The organism is Phormidium sp. CCY1219 (assembly GCF_035615515.1).
Taxonomy (GTDB): Bacteria; Cyanobacteriota; Cyanobacteriia; order Cyanobacteriales; family Laspinemataceae; genus CCY1219.
The window spans coordinates 1-17,124 of sequence record NZ_JAJENT010000467.1; the positions used below are offsets into that span (position 1 = coordinate 1).

A 17,124-nucleotide genomic window follows, 5' to 3' on the forward strand; every position below is an offset into this window, starting at 1 on the left:
CGCAACGCTCATAACTTCCCGTTAGACTTGGCTGCAGGGGAAACCACGCCGGTGGCTTTAACCGCCCCGCAAATCAACGGCTAAGATTTAGCTCGAGATAATAAAAAGCGCTCTCCTTCGGGAGGGCGCTTTTTGCGTTTTTGGGTCGGTAGTTTTGCCCCAATGCAATCTGGGGTTGATTTCAGTTTTAAGGGAGAAGCGATCGCCGATTGTTTTCTTTAGAACCGACCCCCACCGCCCCAGAATGGGTGCGGTGGGGGTCGGTTAACCCAAAGCGTTTACTGGAGCTAACCTACTCTCCTCTTTGGCTATTTGAGTCGCCGTTAATAAACTTAAGCGGGATTAACGCTAGCGGTTTGACTGGCGGTGGTTTTGCCATTTAGGGTGCTGCTTTGCCCATTACCACGGGGTTGCAGTACGCCATAACCGCCGTGATTGCGTTCGTAAATCACGTTAATTTCATCCGTTTCGGCATTTCGGAACATATAAAAATCGTGATCCACCAGTTGCAACTGTTCCAATGCTTCTTGAACCGTCATTGGGGGCATTGCGAAATATTTAGTTCGCACCACTTCTTGTGGGAGTTGCGGCTTGCGATTGCCAATCAGATCCTCAACCAGAGGAGCTTCTTCATCGATGGGTTCTACTGGTACGCTCTTCGGCGAAACTTGATTTTTCTTTTTATTGCGTTTTTCTTTGTATTTGCGTAGCTGGCGAGCAATTTTATCCGCAACTAAATCGATGCTGGCATAAAGGTTCTCGCTGCTTTCCTCAGCACGAATCACCGTGCCATTGGCATAAATCGTAACTTCGGCAGTTTGCTTCGCGTTACTCCGGTGATTTCGTGCCACCGACAAATGCACGTCCACTTCCATCGTCAAGTGCTGAAAGTGGCTGACTGCTTTCTCAATCTTTTGATTGACGTAATCGCGAATCGCCTCGGTGATTTCAATATTTTTGCCGTGGATAAGAAGCTTCATATCACATATTACCGCTGAAAACTCCATCGGATTGAGAGCTTAGATATTTCGATTTTGGACTTGGAATCAAGTGCCTTTCCATCAAGTTTTCTCGTCTCAATCTTCATTTGACGGAGGGAAAGCGGGGCGGGTAGTGCCGCTTTCCTTCTACCACTTCTACTGCCCGTTTTTGCTGAATTCATCTATCGAGAACGGAGCCGAAACAAATCGGTTTGCTGCCTGCATTTAAAAGGCGTTGGTTATGCTGCTCATTGCCAGTCCTGGTGTCATACCGACTGCTGAATTGAGCAGATTGAAGAGCCGGTTTTTGTACCGCTCCCGATCGGCGATCGCGCACCGATTTGGACGTTCTGTCTTCTGTCACGGTTGGATCTGCCGATTCGTTTGCCCTTCGCCAGAATAGTACGCAATTATAGCAAACTTGCAGATGAAATTGTCAGTGCTATGGCGTCGGGTGATGCGCCTCATTTCTCGTTCCGGGGTGAGGCGCTCTTGTCACACCCCCGCTCTTTTTGTGCAGCACCATCTTCTTCCACTATCGATGGCCTTCGTGAAAGCCCTCCTCCCTTGCTTTTCTGACTTCATACTTTCACAGTACCACTTTGTATTGAGAATAACAGCTATTTTTGGATTGTCTTTAAAATTCGTTGCATTCCGTCACATAAAGAAACGATCCCTGCTTGCGCTATAGTAGTTCCCCCGATTCGCGCAATCGGCGTTTCTCCAAAAAATCTGTCAAATAACCCTTGATTTTTTGCATGTTTTATAGTATCTCATCGGTCATTCCTTCCAACCCCCTGTGCCATCGTCGGCGGTGTGTCGTTTATAACGGAGAACAGATCCGTTATTCGCAAGCCTGGGCTTGGCAGCAATCTGAGGTCGCCGCCCGCCGGGAAAACCCGGAATTAGACGATGTACTCATGTTGCTGGAGCATCCCCCGGTTTACACCCTAGGAAAAGGATCCAGCTTAGGGTTTCTCAAGTTTGACCCGAACCGCAGGGACGTGGAACTGTATCGCGTGGAACGCGGCGGTGAAGTCACCTATCATTGTCCGGGTCAATTGGTGGGCTACCCGATTCTCAATTTGCAGTATTACCGCAAAGACTTGCACTGGTACTTGCGCCAGCTTGAGGAGGTGATTATTAAGGTACTCGCAGAATATGGAGTGCGCGGCGATCGCCTCCCCGGTTTGACCGGCGTTTGGGTAGAAGGACGCAAAGTCGCCGCGATCGGCATCAAAGTCAGCCGATGGATTACCATGCACGGCTTTGCCTTCAATGTCTGTCCCGACTTAGAAGGCTTTCAACGCATCGTCCCTTGTGGCATTTCCGATAAACCGGTGGGCAGCTTGGCGCAGTTCGTCCCAGATATTCAATTGCCAACCGTGCGTCAGCAAATCATCGCGGCTTTCGCCGCTACCTTTGAAGTTAATCCGATTGAGTTAGAATTGCCTCAACCGCTATCGGAATCTTAACGTCGATCGATTCTCTCAACGAGTGGTAACAATTTTTGGGTGCATCGAAGCTTCACACTCAATCGGGATAAGCGATTGAGTGATCCGTTTAGTATTCCCTCAATCGGCTTTAGCATAACCTTCGCCAATACCAATGGCTTCTCATTGGGGCGATATTTTACTGCAATGGCTAGCTTCATTCATTAAAAGATTCTTAAGAATAAAACTCCCGAGCGGGGGTGGCGATCGCCTGTTTCCAAGGCGATCGCACCGCGCGATCGCACCGATGGGGCGATCGGCTAGACTCGATCTGCATTTTTTCCCTCAACTCGCATCAGTGCCGCACCATCTGCTGCTGCACAGATTCTCTATCTACCGCACCCTAACTATGAAATCATCCACTAACTATCGCGATCCATTTTTCGCCAAGCTGGTTGACTTTAGCAAAAAGGCAACCCAATCCAAACCCGCTATCGATTGGCGGCGCTGGTGGATTAGACACAGCGATCGCCACTTGTTTGTGCCTGAAGAGGAAAACCGCGCCACCACCGATTCCGCCGCTCCTTTGGCTCCCTTGAGAGAACGAGATACCGCCGCCTTAGCCGCGCTTTTCGAGCGCGAAGATGTAGAAGAAATCCAATCCGATATTCGAGATTATCTGGCGGTAATCTATCCGGCTCCATGCTGGGAAGATGACCCGTTTGAGTTCTTAAAGGGCTACCTCTAACACAGATTTTACATTATCATAGCATTGTATTGTCGGCAAATTCAACGCCTCAAAATAGCTCCAACCCTTTGAATCCATAGCGTTTCCGGAACCTCTCTTCAATTTCTCAGCGCAAGCCCATGCCCTCTAGGGAGAATCATCCCCCTCGAAGGGCTTGCCAACCCTGAGCCAGATTGCGCGATCGCTCCGTTTTCTCCAGACATTTGGCGATCGCTACTCCTGCATAGCAATTTTCCCCTATCCCGACTACAATGGTGGGTTAACTATAAATTAATGTAAAGATGCCGCCCACAACCACCGCTGACAAAATGAACCCTAAACCACAAACCATTCATTTCCCCACCCCTCTTAATTCTTAATTCTTAATTCCCAATTCTCTCTCCCCCATTTCCCACCGTCACCGCTCCCCACCCGGTTTTCCTAACTATGCCCTCAATCGCTCGTAAAAACCTATTTGAAGACCTTCCGCGCTTTCTTGTCGCCCAGGCAGGCATTATGTTCGCCGTCAGCCTGATCGCCATTCAAACCGGAATCTTCAAAGGAGTAATCCGCTCCACGGCATTGCTCGTTGAAGATTCCGAAGCGGACATCTGGGTCGCATCCCAAGATATGGAAACCTTGGAAATGACCCTGCACATGCCCTACAAACGCTTAGCTGAAGCTCAACAAGTGGAAGGCGTCCAACGAGCCGAACCCCTGATCGTCAAAGGAACCCTGTGGCGCGACGCCGGCGGACAGATCAATCACGTGCGCGTCTTCGGCTTCGACCCAAACTCGGAATTGTTCGCACCCGGAACAATCGTCGCCGGACGCTTGAGCGAACTAAAAAACCCCTACACCGTCTTCGTGGACGAAGCGAGCATGGATAGCCTGAGTGTGGAATGGTTGGGAGACGTGGTAGACGTGGGCGCTTTTGCCGCCAAGGTCGTCGGCTTTACCCAAGACACCCAATCGATCGTCGCCAGTCCCTATATCTTCGCCTCCCTGGAAAATGCTAACGCTTTCGTTACCACTCGTCCCACCGAACAACCCGCCCGGTTTGAAGAACAAGAAATCCCCGAGCCTTTAACCGAAGACGACGAGATTACCTACGTGTTAATCGAAGCCGCACCAGGTCAGGATTTACAAAAACTCAAACTGAAGTTAGAAGAAGCTTTACCCTATACCCGCGCCTATACCCAAGCAGAAATGGCACAGAAAAACCGAACCTACTGGCAAGAACGAACCGGTATTGGCTTCGTGCTGAGTTTGGGAGCCGCCGTGGGTGTGGTGGTGGGCATGGTGGTTGTCGGTCAGATCCTCTATGCCTCGGTGTCCGATCGCATTAAAGAATTTGGCACCCTCAAAGCAATGGGGGCAACAGATTGGTTAGTGTATGGCGTGATTATCGAGCAGGCGCTTTGGATGGCAGTTTTGGGCTATCTTCCCGGAATGGCTCTGTGTCTGGGCATTCGCTCCTGGGCTTTGGCCTCTCAGGGACTCTTGATTTTAATCACCCCCACCAGCGCCGCCACCGTTTTTGGGATCACTGTCCTCATGTGTGTCAGTTCCGCTATTTTTGCCATCCAGAAAATTAACCGCGTCGATCCCGCCATTGTTTTCAAAGCATAGGTTAAACTATCGAAAATCGCTAAGCATAATTACTCAACCCGCCTGGAGGATGACGATCGCTAAAAAATTCGACAAAATGGTTATAGAGTGATAAACTCCTGCGCTCCACCCACTTTTTGACCCGAGATTGCCATTGTCCTGGTTTCGCCCTCATCCCCTGCCTTGTACAGCATACTCACTAAACATTGAGACGAATGACAGCTTCTTCACTAAATTTTAATGAGTCTACTCGAAATCACTCGACTCAGGTGGCACCCCCTTCCCTGAGCTTGGCTAAGCCTCGAAAATCTACCGAGGCGATTAAAGCCAAAGGGATCAAAATGGTGTTCGAATCTGGCTCCGGCGAATATCACGCTCTCAAAGGAGTTGACTTGCAAGTCCACCCGGGAGAAATCCAGCTTTTGATGGGTCCATCGGGGTCGGGCAAAACCACCTTGCTGTCGATTTTGGCAGGGATGTTAACCCCAACTTCTGGCAGCGTTAAACTCCTCGGCGAGGAAATCACCTGGATGTCTCGCTCGGAATTGGCTCGCTTTCGGCGAGACAATATCGGCTTTATCTTTCAAGGGTTTAATCTGTTTCAAGCCCTCAGTGCCCTTGAAAATGTCGAAGTCGCACTCAATATTAAGGGAATTCGCGGACGCCAAGCCAAAAAAGAAGCACAGAAGCTTCTCGAACAGGTGGGGCTAGCAGATAAAGTTAAAGAACTACCCCGCGATCTCTCCGGGGGACAAAAACAACGAGTGGCGATCGCCCGCGCTTTGGCCGGTCATCCCCATCTGATTATGGCAGATGAACCCACAGCAGCTTTAGATTCTCATAGCGGTCATGCGGTCATCGAACTGCTTCGCTTCCTCGCTAAAGAAGAAGGCAGTACCGTGCTCATCGTCACCCACGATCCGCGCATCACCGATGTGGCCGATCGCATCTTATATCTCGAAGACGGTAAATTTCAGCAGCCAAAAAATGCTGCAGTCGCCTAAGCCATCATTCTCATAACCTATTCCGTCCGTTTTCTCTCCCGGAAAACGGGCTTCTCATTTTTACCTCTGCGCTTCTTTGTCACCCTCTATCTCCCTTTCCAATAGTTTCGTTTCTCTACTCTTCTCATTTCCCCCCTCGTTCATAAGCGGCAAAAACAATTCCCAAATCTCGCTTGGCTTTCGCGAAATCTGAATAAGGCACGGGATTTTTATCCCCCAACGCCCTTAAAAAATCCTCGGTCATTGCCCCATATCCCATCAAATCCCCCCAGTTTGGCAAATATAACGCAGTTTTGCTTTTGGCGGCAATCAACACATAAATCCCGTTGCTTTCAAAAATAATCTTGCCGCGCTCTCCCACAATTCGCGATCGCTGAAACAATCCCTTCCCTATCGTTTTCCGATTCCACCCATAAATTAATTGCGCGCTTTTTTCATTCCCATAGGTGATTCGCAGCTTGGAAAATCTTTCCGGTCCCCCCTCTTTCTTGTCTGTAAACTCCGCTTCCACCCGGGCGGGCACCGCATCAAAAATATCGGAAATCAACGCCACAAAATGAATTCCTCCCTCTAGCAGCGCTCCATATTGACGTTTCCACCCCGACGCCTCTTGCCAGGATAATTTTTGCACAACAACTGATTTTATCTCCCCCAAATACTCCGCTGATAGCAATTCCTTAATTTGCCTTAAGGAAGGTTTGTAGTAGTAATTTTCGGCTACCATTAAAAACACCGATTCGGCTGTGTTATTTAACGCCTTCTCAATGCTATCTACTTCGGCGGCAGAAATACACATCGGCTTTTCCACCAACACCGATTTTCCGGCTGATAATGCCCCGATAATCTGTTGGGCATGAAATTCCGGGGGCGAGGTAATCACCACCGCATCAATTTGGGTATTTTCTATTACATCTGCCCAGGATTTCATCACTCCTTGGCCTTGAAATTGGCGATTGAAAGTGTCGGCACTTTGCGGGGAACGACTGTGGAAATACAAATGAGCAAAGGGAGATAAGTTTTTGGCGTGCAATCTGGCGATCGCCCCACAACCTACCAAACAAATATTTTTCATTGCGACAACTCCTTAAAATTAGCAACGATGCGATCGCAACATCTCAGGCTGTTGGCACAAATCGTTAAACTGGGATTCACGCCGCCGGAACTCGGGAAACAGCTACCATCCAATACAAATAAATTTTTTACCCCCCAAAATTGACAGTATGGGTTTAAAACGCTAGTTTGCGGATTGCTTCCAAATCGAGCAGTTCCCACTGCATGAGAGAAGGTATCGATATTGTAAAAAAAACAAAACCATGCCCCCGCCTTCTTCAATACTTTTTCTGCTTTCTTAATTAAATAATTGCGGCGCAGATAATCATTTTTTCCGTACTGGTGTTCGATTTTCACCATTTCCAACCCATAACCATCCCGTTCCTCAGACAGCATCACCTGATTGTTGAGAGTCGGTTCGTCTTCCGCCAGACACAGTAGGTTTTGCAGATGACTGGACATGAAAGAGCCGATATTTTTCACTCCCTTGGGAGCAAAATGCTTGACAATTTCTGGCGCTGGGGTGTAAATATCTTGAATGGTGCCCACGGAAGTATTCAGGTGGTGGCGCATGTCTTCGTAAAAGTGGGTAATGGCGACTTGTTTGTGGAAAATCTGCTGCGGATTGGTAGGGAAGGGAAATACACCGCTGACGATAACGTTAAAGTGTCGCATGAGATTTTTTCCGATCGCATCAGAGCGATCGCAATGGTGCAGGTTCGACCGAAATAATAACGCTGGCGTTTGTATTGCTCCGGCACTCAGGATGATAATTTTACCCGACAAACTAAAATGTTGCCGCGATTTTTTATCGAGGCATTCTACCCCTGTCACTCTCCCGCTTTCGGCGCGAATTTTGGTCACAATGACTCCCGCCATAATCGTCAGGTTGCCCGTGTCTTGCGCTGCTTGCAACAGGGTCAGGGTTAAGTCGTTTTTGGCGTTGATTTTGCAGGGGAATCCATCGCAGGTTATGCATTGAATGCAGGGATTGCGCGCCGGATTTCTGGAATTAATGGCAATCGGAATTTTGAAGGGTTGATATCCCAATTCCCAGGCGGATTTGTAAATTCTTTCGGCGGGTTTGGTCAGTTCTATGCTTTTATAGGGGTAATCTTGCGAACGATAGGGTTCGTAAATATCGCCTCCCGCTTCGCCGTGGATTTCTAGCAGTTGTTCGGCTAGACTATAATAAGGTTCTAAATCGGAATAGGCGATCGGCCATTTGGCGAAGTCGGTTTCCCGCAGTCGAAACGATGCCCCGCCATAAAATACGGACATTCCTCCCACGGCTTCATTGAATTCTGTGGGCTGAAAGGTTTGGTTATTATATTGTCGAACGGCGAGTTTAGCTTCGCTTTGATAGCGTTTTTTGATTAAAATTTCTGTGGGTTTCCAATCTAAATCGTCTCGCTTTACCCAATTTCCTCTTTCAATTAGTAGGGTGTTTAATCCTGCTTTTGCCAAGGAGTAGGCGGCGGAAGAACCGCCAAAACCAGACCCGACGATAATGGCATCGTATGGCGTAGTGTTGGTCATAGAGGTGGGTTATCCCTTCAGGTTTTTACGAGGTGATATTCGGTGAGTATGAGGGACGGTTGAAATGAGCGATCGCCTCGCTTGGTTTCGCGACAATCTTTTACCTCCCTTCCCATCTTCCATTTCCCTAGCCGTCTTATTTTTTACCAAATTTTTCGGAAATTGTCAACTAACCAATACAGGGAATAACCGAGGAGGGCTGCCCATAAAGGAAGCGCCGCCAGTAGCATTTCAGGCGGCAGCCATTGATTGAGAAAACTGGCTTGAATGCTAGCTTCTGGAAATTGTGGATCGGAGGCGATCGCAATTTTTTTCGCAGTGCCAAAAAAGCGCACTTCAATGCCTGCTGTAGTAACCCCAGATGCGGGAGTGGCGGGAACAAAGCGCACAAACTGCAAGGAGTCAATTTCTAAGGGATCTAAATGCTCGTTAATGAGAAATTCCCCCCGCTCAATTTTCAGCGATCGCCCGCTCATCCGAATGGACCCTTCCAAAATTGTAGAATCGTAAATGTCCTCATTGCGCCGGGGGTTTGTTGGATAAAACTGTACCGCTTCTACATCTAAATTATCCGCCAACCATCGTGAGGCGTTTTCTAGGTTGGGGGCGATCGCCGCAATGCTGACGGGTTGTGTAAGGCTGACCTCGATTTCTGTCTGTTCGGGGACAAAGGTGAATTCCATCGGCTTACTTGCGGCGGCATTTTCTGTGGGGGAAAGTTCGGCAATGCGATAGCCTTCTAAGGTGACGCGCAAGGGTTGGGAACCGAGAGAGAGTTTTAACCAATTGGGACGAATGGCGGGGTTTAATTGCATAGAGAGGAGATCGCTTGTCCGATCGTAGCGAAAGGCGATCGCCTCCGTATTTTTTCGGAGGCGCAATTCGTCCAGTGTCAGTGCAGAACTCCCTGCATCCTCCACCGCCATCACACTCCATCTACTGCTATCATTCACCAGTTTAATTGTCAAGCGGTTTAATTCATCGATCCGAGGGTTATCCTCACTTTCAAAGTTTCCGGTTAAGGTGAAGGTTTGCTTCCCGGCAATGGCAATTTGTTGCAACCCACTGATTCCTTGAATGAAAGTTTTGCTTTGGGGCTTGTCTCCATAGGTAAAGCTCAACTCTTCTACGATTGCGGTTCCCACAAACGGATAGGAAGCGGGCACAAATGCCACAATCGGTAACGCGATCGCCCCCACCGTTGCCACAACAACCAACAGATAAAAAATCTGGGAACCTGTGAGCCGATGGCGTCTGGGTTTTTTGCCTATCTGGCGCGGGGTTTGTTGCAGCGCGATCGGAGTTTTGGGTGGAATTTTTGCGCTTTTAGGCGGCAATGGTTTGAGGTTCAATGGTTGAGGACGCATTTTTGCCCTTCTTGCTCTCCATTGTTTCAGCTTAGAGAAGTACCAGATAATTAGCTCGATGAACTGAATCGATAGCCAAAATAGTTCGATCGCCAATCCCCACAGTTGCCGCAGCAACCACTGTAGCGGCAACCGCATCGCCCCGAGTTTTTGCTGGGCATAGGCTTGTTTGAAATGGCGCAGCGATCGCCGAGTTTTCCCGGCAATTTCGCTCAACACCCAAGCACACAGTTCCAGGAGTTTCCCCAGCAACCACAAGAGGTTAACCAACAGGTTCGATATCCCCCGCCACAGCACTTGGACTCCCCATCTCAAGCCATTCACAATAATTTGCCCTGTTGTTTTCACGGATCGCTGACAAAGAGGTGATGTTTGCAGGTCGATGCTATTTTACAATAATAGAGATCCGGTGCGATTAGAGAAAAAATCCCCAGATTTCTGGCAAAATAAAAGCCTGATGGTTTCTGCCGCCGCGACGGGCGGGCTACGGTGGAGGGGGAGGCGCAGTAGCGCTTTGTTCCCGATCGCCGTACCCTGTAACTTCCGTAATTTCTCGGAGATGTCACCAGATTGTCCGCAAGTTCGCCCTTATTTCCCGAAGTCGCACTTCTGGGCGTCGAGTTGCTGCACTTGCCTCGCGATCGCCCCGCCTGGAAAAGCCGACGGCGAGGATTCCTGCCTGAGGGTCATCGCCAAGGCGATCGCACAACCCGCGTCCCGGAAAATTGCTATCCCTTTTTCCACAAGTTATGTCTCTAGATAGAGGATAGCATTGGGAGTTTCCCCATTTACCACCATCTTCACCCCCCCTCTCCTCAGCCATCCCCCATGCATCCGGCGCAAAAAGCCTTCCCAAGCCCGAAAAGGGTGCCGATTAACAGTTGTCAATGAATAACCGAGGATTGCACAACAAACGGCTAAGGGCAAGGGGAGCTTTCTTGAATTTTGGCCGTTCGTTGCATCGGTGGTTCGGGTGAATTTATAAAGTTTTTCTAACAAATTTGAGGTGTAGCATGGCGGAGGGAATAATATAAAGGGAAAGTCCCCCCAATTCTGTGGCGCGATCGATTGTGGAGAGTGGCAGCACTCGGATTTGACCTCCATCCAGGCAAAACCGACCTCGCCCTACCCCGCCTCGTGAAACGGAAAGGGGCAAATAGGCTCAGGCTTGACTGGCGGTAGATGTAAAAAACTGATGGCTACTGTAGGGAGGAATAGCGGTGATTTGACTGCAGCGATCGCGCGCCACAATTTGGCGCAAACAGGTGAGGAATAGATTGAGGTGGATCGAATCACAATAAACAGGGATCCTGGGCAGCGCGGGGGTGAAGCAATGGGTGGTTTAATCTACAGTTTAACTCCCTTTGACAGTTTCAGTGAAGTGAAACAAAAATAGCCATCGGCAAGATTTGTCGTTGGGGTGAAATAATGGGGGAATTGATTTGTCAACGTACAGAGGCAATAATGAGTAGGAGATGATTTCGTTAAGCAAGGGAGTAACTGAAGATACATCGATCGCCTCCTGGGGTGTATCGTGGGGATGGCAAAAGCATCAGACGAGTTCACCTGCTTTTGCCCACACGGTGAGGGGTCAAACCACCCCGGTTCCGAGTCGATTGTCCTGCTTTTGCTCTCGGGGTTTGGAGTGGATGAGCGATGCGGAGGAAAGTCAACTCCAGGCAGTTAAATCTGTAACACAAAACACCGTTTGCCGCTTCACCCAATCGGAGGAAATTGGAAAAATCTATGGCGTGCTTCTCGATGAGTCCCTTGAAGATCGACCTAGAGATAGATGTTTTTATTCCAGCTTTACCATCCTTGGTTGGAACGAGGATAAACTGATAATTTTTTCTTGTAAGTTATGGGAATTGGGCATATTTTTTATCATGTTATTTTATGAGTGCTGCTGTCACTTTTTACCGAGGGCGCGGGTACAATCCTTAGAAAGAGTTCTCTGGGGAGACAGAGCCGCTTCCCGAGGAGGTCTGCAAAGCTGACAGGAACTCTTCGGTGCGAGCGGTAAAATCCCATCAATCGAGTTAGCCGGAGAGAGGCTTCTAGAGAGCGAGAGAACCGCTTCTAGAAGGGGGTCTACTTGGTCTCTCCACGAGTCGAGTTGCAGCCAAAAAATTAAGTAGTTTTGCGGGTTGCCAAAGTTGTATTATTATTGTATTATAGAAGGGAGAGGCGAGTCACTCGTGAAGAAATCGCAGGCACAGCTACAGAGCCACAGTAAAACTGTGACGGGTTCCGAGAAGAGGTGGCACAGAAGGTATGCCGATGAGACATTAATTTTCCATTCTTTGATTTCTCAATACAAGATCTACCCTCGTGAATTGAAAAATTTCTACCCGATCCTACCACCACAGCAGGATTTAGGGTTTGGAAAGTAAGTGGTAAACTCAACCTACCGTGTGGCAAATTCCTTTGTGGTTGCGAAGGGGAAAACGTACATACAGTGATGTCAGCCCGTTCGGGAATTGCGCTATTTTGCCGCATGACATCACAGAGAAAATCAGTTAATTATAGACATAGGAACCGCTGACCTTGAGAAAGATTGGCACAAAAAAGCGACAACAACAGACTATAAGCGAAGGAGGAAACGAGGTGAAACGCTCATCCCCTTCGTTCCACCAACCGCGATCGCAACGCCGTGCGACATCCCAGAAGGAGTATCGCAGGCGGTGACAAAGGCTTTAATAAGGAAAAGCAGGAAAAGGAAGGAAATCTATTGTAGGTAGTGACTGCATCTGATTCCTGACCCCTTTACTAAATTGTAGATCTCAGATAAGATGAGAAAGGGTAAACTCATAATGACTTCACGTTAAAGCCTGACCCGAAGCTGTCCGAGAGGACAGGCACAGCCATAAGCCAGTCGTCACGCGATCGCCCTGTGGTTAAGGAGGTTGTGTTGATATTGCAAAAGCCAAGGAACAGTGCGTTCCGCCCCTGGAATCAACCCAGAGCCTGCCACGCATTCGATCTGTCCCGTTTGGAGAACTGCTAACCCATGCCCTCAATCAAAACTCGGCCAAAAAGCGCTAATCAAACCTATATGGGCGCAAAACAAAGCGATCCTACCGATACCATTCGCTCCTACTTGCACGAAATCGGTCGTGTACCTCTACTCACCCACGAGCAAGAAATTGTTTATGGGAAGCAAGTGCAACAGATGATGGGGCTATTAGAAGAAAAAGAAGCCCTAGAGAAGAAACTGAAACGAGAACCGACGGATGAAGAGTGGGCCGAGCACGTTGGACACAGCGTCTCCGAGCTCAAGAAAATCATGAAGATCGGTCGGCGAGCCAAGCAAAAGATGATAGAAGCGAACTTGCGCTTAGTGGTAGCGATCGCCAAAAAATACCAGAAACGGAATCTGGAATTCTTGGACTTGATCCAAGAAGGAACCCTCGGATTAGAGCGAGGGGTAGAGAAATTCGACCCCATGCGCGGATATAAATTTTCCACCTACGCTTACTGGTGGATCCGCCAAGCCATTACCCGAGCGATCGCGCAACAAGCGCGCACCATTCGGCTACCGATTCACATCACCGAGAAGCTCAACAAAATCAAAAAAGTGCAGCGCGAGCTGACCCAAACTTTGGGTCGCAGTCCCTCGCCGGCGGAGATTGGCGAAACCCTAGAGTTAGAACCCTCGCAGATTCGCGAATATCTGCTAATGGCACGTCAACCCGTCTCCTTAGATTTGCGAGTTGGCGACAACCAAGACACCGAACTGCAAGATCTATTAGAAGACGCCGAAGCTTCGCCGGAAAATTACATTACCCAAGAGTTGCTGCGCGAAGACCTAGACAACCTGCTGTCAGAACTGACCCCGCAACAGCGAGATGTCATCATTCTGCGGTTTGGCTTAAAAGATGGTCGCGAACTGTCACTGGCGAAAGTCGGCGAACGACTGAATCTCAGTCGCGAGCGCGTGCGCCAGTTAGAACATCAAGCCTTGGCTCATCTGCGCCGCAGAAGAGGGAACGTCCAAGAGTATCTCGCCAGTTAAGCGATGGCTGATAGCGATTGGCTATTAGCTCAACAACCACAACGGGAGGGAAGGAGAGTGCAACCGCTTCCCCTCCCGCTTTTTTTTGGGAAGAGAGTTTCCGGAATATTTTTGGATCCCCCACCCCGATCGCCCGATCGCGATCGCGCCACCTAGGGCAATTCTAGGCCAGAGCAATTCTAGTAGCGGCAGATTCACCGCAGATTTATCCTCCGCGACACCTGGGAGATTGGTGGGGGTGCCAATCAACCCGACCCCAGAATTCCAGGGTAAAAAAATCACCCTTCGCCAGTTAGGAATCGGGAGTCCCAGCCGGGGAAAGGCCAGGATCCACAGGCCAAACCCAGCCCCCACCAGAGGCAATCGAATTTGTTTCAGGTGGGGGTTTTCACTGTTGGGAGCCACAGAGATTCGCCTCGGTGAGAAGCGCGAACCCTGCCAGTCAATCCGGTGGAGTGGGGGGCGATCGGGCCAAAGCGAACCCAACCCCCAGGGCAATCCAGAAAATTGAATAAATATTTTTGCAGATTCCACGTTTTAGGGTCAAAACATGGTATAATTCTATTTTTAAGACAGGAATTTCTAACTTGCCCTTGTTGTAAAGACAGCGGCACAACTGCCGTTGGGGGTTGGCGGTTTATCTCGCAAGCGGGATAAATTCTGCGCCAGTTCCGATGAACGGCTGAACGAAGCCGTTAGGGAAGTTGTGTTTTTATAGAGATTACATTCCGCCGTGCAAACCCAGGAAAATTAGGCAAAAACTGTTAATTGGTCTTGGAATTCGAGTAACATGAGATTTAAAGCGAACCTCATTTCCTGCGGTTTAAAAAGTGGGAGAGCGCGTTCATCCGGGTCGAGGGTGAGCGTCAGCACCCGTTAGGTGCATATGGAAGTGCGGGCAAGACAAACCAAGACTAAAGTTTTATGCCGAGAAGAAAAAAAACCTTTCCATGCGGGCATAAGGGATATGGACAAATCTGCCATCGCTGCGCCCAAGACAAAGCGGCAAGGGAGCAAGCGGTAAGGTCCCTCGCCGAAAAACGACAGCAAAAAATGGAATGGGAGGCGAGTTTTGAGAAAGATCCCATCGATTTGAGATCCTTACCGGACTACGTGGTTCTCAAGGCACGCAATATCATAGATGGACTAAACGAGCGAAGGAACTATCGAGAATTTGGGGGAAAACGGTTGCGCCACGATCGCCGGATCGTGAGCATTCCCGTGACGCGAAATTACCGGATGATTTGCCGAGACGAAGGCAGCCTGATGGTTCCCGAAGCGGTTTTGTCACACGAAGATTACAATGTATGCAAGCCCGGGAGTTAGCTGCACCGAATCAATAAAACAGCCAATATCCATTGGAAAAAACTCATAAAAAATAAATTTTTACCTCGATCTGAAGACCCCGGGCAAAGTTCTTTACCCATGACAGCCGTCCGGGCCGATTGCGAGTGGATAGCGCTTAGGGATCCAACACCTGTAGATACACCCGTTCCAACTCGCGATCTCAACGGACAAGACATAGCCAATTGAGAGCGTGCGACTCATCATCACTCATGCAGATCTATTTAGATTACAGCGCAACCACCCCCACCCGACCCGAAGCGATCGCCGCGATGCAAAAAGCCCTCACCCAGCAGTGGGGAAACCCCTCGAGCATTCACCAATGGGGGCAAAGGGCCGCCACCGTCGTCGAAACTGCCAGAATGCAGGTGGCCAGTTTAATCAATGCCGCACCGGATGAAATCGTATTTACCGCCGGGGGAACCGAAGCCGACAACCTCGCCCTAGTGGGAATTGCGCGACGCTACCGGAAGCCACAGCACATCATCATTTCCAGCGTCGAGCATTCTGCCGTGAGTAAAACCGCTTTACTGTTAGAGCAATGGGGGTGGGACGTGACCCGGTTGCCCGTCAACCCCCAAGGAAGAGTGCATCCCCACGACCTGAAAAACGCCCTGCGGGAGAACACCGTCTTAGTGTCGGTCATCTACGGACAGAGTGAAGTAGGCACCGTGCAACCGATTCAGGAATTAGGAGAGATAGCCCGTGCCGCCGGCGTGTTATTTCACACCGATGCCGTGCAGGTAGTGGGGCGGATGAAGGTAGACTTGCAGCAGTTGCCCGTGGATTTGCTGTCCCTGTCGAGTCATAAAATTTACGGACCGCAAGGAGTGGGGGCGCTTTATCGGCGCGAGGGAGTGGAATTAGTGCCCTTGTTAACTGGTGGCGGGCAGGAATATCAATTGAGATCCGGGACCGGGGCCGTGCCCGCGATCGCCGGATTTGGCATCGCCGCCGAACTTGCCGAGACAGAACTCGGCACCGAAACGCCCAGATTGAGAACACTGCGCGATCGCCTGTTTGACCGACTTGCCGATACCCCCGGAATGGTGGCCACCGGCGATCGCCTGCATCGCTTGCCCCACCATGCCAGCTTTTGCCTCACCGACACTCCCCGCATCTCAGGAGGCGAACCCATCACCGGCAGAACCCTAGTCCGACAGATGAACCTTGCCGGCATCGCCATCAGTTCCGGATCCGCCTGTAACAGCGGCCAACTCAACCCCAGCCCCCTGTTATTGGCAATGGGGTACAGTCCCGCCGCCGCCACCGCCGCCATCCGCTTAACCCTGGGACGATACACCACCGAAGCCGATATTGACTGGACGGCAATGGTCCTGCAGCAAATCTTGGCTCGATTGAGACCCTCACCTGCCTTATCAAACGTCTGAAGCGATCGCGCTTTAAAATAGCACAACATTAAAATAAAGTCAACTGCTCCCAGACACAATCATCGGATTGAATTTGGCGCGGCATGAGTTTTCCGAGTTCCTTGAGGCCACCGAGTCGTTTAATCGTAGCAACGATTGTAGGAATGCAATAATCATTCATTTCTTCCAGCACTTGACGCGAATTAAACCGCAGGGTGAGCCAATCCTGGGTTGCCAAATCGTTGTCTCGCTGATTATCCTCAGCAATGCGGTGTTTCTTGCTATGCCAAAAGTCACCATCAGTTTCCACACTAATTTTTCCGCTAATCGTAGCAACGATTGTAGGAATGCAATAATCATTCATTTCTTCCAACACTTGACGCGAATTAAACCGCAGGGTGAGCCAATCCTGGGTTGCCAAATCGTTGTCTCGCTGATTATCCTCGGCAATGCGGTGTTTATTGCTATGCCAAAAGTCACCATCAGTTTCCACATCGATTTTTCCGCGATCGCAGTAGAGGGCAAAATCGAGAAAATATTGCTTGTGGGTCACCTTCACCGACGCTTGACGCAAAGCATCGATTTTGCGTCGCTTCAACTCAGCCCAAAGGTGCGATTCGTTCCCGCAAAAGTGGAAGGTCAAAAGCCCGAAACGTAAGCGGGGCAAGGAACACAGTCCCTAAA

At 49.7% G+C, this 17,124-nt stretch carries 15 protein-coding genes; 9 read left to right on the plus strand and 6 right to left on the minus strand.

The window, feature by feature from the left end; genetic code table 11:
- Positions 1-84: photosystem II protein D1 (locus LKK83_RS11500; RefSeq protein ID WP_324631272.1), on the plus strand; the 84-nt coding region annotated here is incomplete at its 5' end.
- A 248-nt stretch (positions 85-332) separates the two neighbouring features.
- Here the strand turns inward: LKK83_RS11500 and hpf are convergent.
- Positions 333-980 (minus strand): ribosome hibernation-promoting factor, HPF/YfiA family, encoded by a 648-nt coding sequence (gene hpf / locus LKK83_RS11505; RefSeq protein WP_324631258.1) that lies wholly within the window; start codon positions 978-980, stop codon positions 333-335.
- A gap of 758 nt (positions 981-1,738) precedes the next feature.
- Between hpf and lipB the strand changes: the two genes are divergently transcribed.
- The 4 genes from lipB to LKK83_RS11525 all read left to right on the plus strand — a co-directional run bounded on the left by lipB (position 1,739) and on the right by LKK83_RS11525 (position 5,755).
- On the plus strand, positions 1,739-2,455 hold the full coding sequence (lipB, locus tag LKK83_RS11510; protein WP_324631259.1) for a lipoyl(octanoyl) transferase LipB: 717 nt from the start codon (positions 1,739-1,741) through the stop codon (positions 2,453-2,455).
- Positions 2,456-2,822: 367 nt separating this feature from the next.
- A complete protein-coding gene (locus tag LKK83_RS11515) occupies positions 2,823-3,161 on the plus strand; it encodes a hypothetical protein (RefSeq protein WP_324631260.1) in 339 nt (112 codons plus the stop codon).
- A gap of 426 nt (positions 3,162-3,587) precedes the next feature.
- Positions 3,588-4,772 carry an FtsX-like permease family protein gene (locus LKK83_RS11520; protein ID WP_324631261.1) on the plus strand — a complete coding sequence of 395 codons (1,185 nt, stop codon included), beginning with the start codon at positions 3,588-3,590 and terminating at the stop codon, positions 4,770-4,772.
- Between the two features lie 194 nt (positions 4,773-4,966).
- Positions 4,967-5,755: an ABC transporter ATP-binding protein gene (locus LKK83_RS11525; RefSeq protein ID WP_324631262.1), complete on the plus strand. Its 789-nt coding sequence runs from the start codon at positions 4,967-4,969 to the stop codon at positions 5,753-5,755.
- 124 nt (positions 5,756-5,879) lie between these two features.
- Here the strand turns inward: LKK83_RS11525 and LKK83_RS11530 are convergent, their stop codons facing one another.
- From LKK83_RS11530 to LKK83_RS11540, 3 genes are all read right to left on the minus strand, one after another.
- Positions 5,880-6,827, minus strand: coding sequence for a Gfo/Idh/MocA family protein (locus LKK83_RS11530; RefSeq protein WP_324631263.1), 948 nt, complete (start codon positions 6,825-6,827; stop codon positions 5,880-5,882).
- A complete protein-coding gene (locus LKK83_RS11535) occupies positions 6,824-8,344 on the minus strand; it encodes a GMC family oxidoreductase (protein ID WP_324631264.1) in 1,521 nt (506 codons plus the stop codon). The genes LKK83_RS11530 and LKK83_RS11535 overlap by 4 nt, the downstream gene beginning before the upstream one ends.
- A gap of 143 nt (positions 8,345-8,487) precedes the next feature.
- Positions 8,488-10,035, minus strand: coding sequence for a hypothetical protein (locus tag LKK83_RS11540; protein WP_324631265.1), 1,548 nt, complete (start codon positions 10,033-10,035; stop codon positions 8,488-8,490).
- Positions 10,036-10,281: 246 nt separating this feature from the next.
- On the opposite strand from LKK83_RS11540, the gene LKK83_RS11545 reads away from it, so the two are divergent.
- Together LKK83_RS11545 and LKK83_RS11550 are read left to right on the plus strand one after the other, a co-directional pair.
- Complete coding sequence (locus LKK83_RS11545) at positions 10,282-10,470, plus strand: hypothetical protein (protein ID WP_324631266.1); 189 nt, start codon at positions 10,282-10,284, stop codon at positions 10,468-10,470.
- A 2,296-nt stretch (positions 10,471-12,766) separates the two neighbouring features.
- Positions 12,767-13,726: an RNA polymerase sigma factor, RpoD/SigA family gene (locus LKK83_RS11550; protein ID WP_324631273.1), complete on the plus strand. Its 960-nt coding sequence runs from the start codon at positions 12,767-12,769 to the stop codon at positions 13,724-13,726.
- A 24-nt stretch (positions 13,727-13,750) separates the two neighbouring features.
- Here the strand turns inward: LKK83_RS11550 and LKK83_RS11555 are convergent, their stop codons facing one another.
- Positions 13,751-14,131 carry a hypothetical protein gene (locus LKK83_RS11555; protein WP_324631267.1) on the minus strand — a complete coding sequence of 127 codons (381 nt, stop codon included), beginning with the start codon at positions 14,129-14,131 and terminating at the stop codon, positions 13,751-13,753.
- Positions 14,132-14,650: 519 nt separating this feature from the next.
- Here LKK83_RS11555 and LKK83_RS11560 point away from each other — a divergent pair.
- Both LKK83_RS11560 and LKK83_RS11565 read left to right on the plus strand, forming a co-directional pair.
- Complete coding sequence (locus LKK83_RS11560) at positions 14,651-15,052, plus strand: DUF7682 family zinc-binding protein (protein WP_324631269.1); 402 nt, start codon at positions 14,651-14,653, stop codon at positions 15,050-15,052.
- A 230-nt stretch (positions 15,053-15,282) separates the two neighbouring features.
- Complete coding sequence (locus LKK83_RS11565) at positions 15,283-16,461, plus strand: cysteine desulfurase family protein (protein WP_324631270.1); 1,179 nt, start codon at positions 15,283-15,285, stop codon at positions 16,459-16,461.
- Between the two features lie 28 nt (positions 16,462-16,489).
- Here LKK83_RS11565 and LKK83_RS11570 read toward each other — a convergent pair whose 3' ends face one another.
- On the minus strand, positions 16,490-17,107 hold the full coding sequence (locus tag LKK83_RS11570) for a DUF559 domain-containing protein (RefSeq protein WP_324631271.1): 618 nt from the start codon (positions 17,105-17,107) through the stop codon (positions 16,490-16,492).
- Positions 17,108-17,124: the final 17 nt, after the last annotated feature.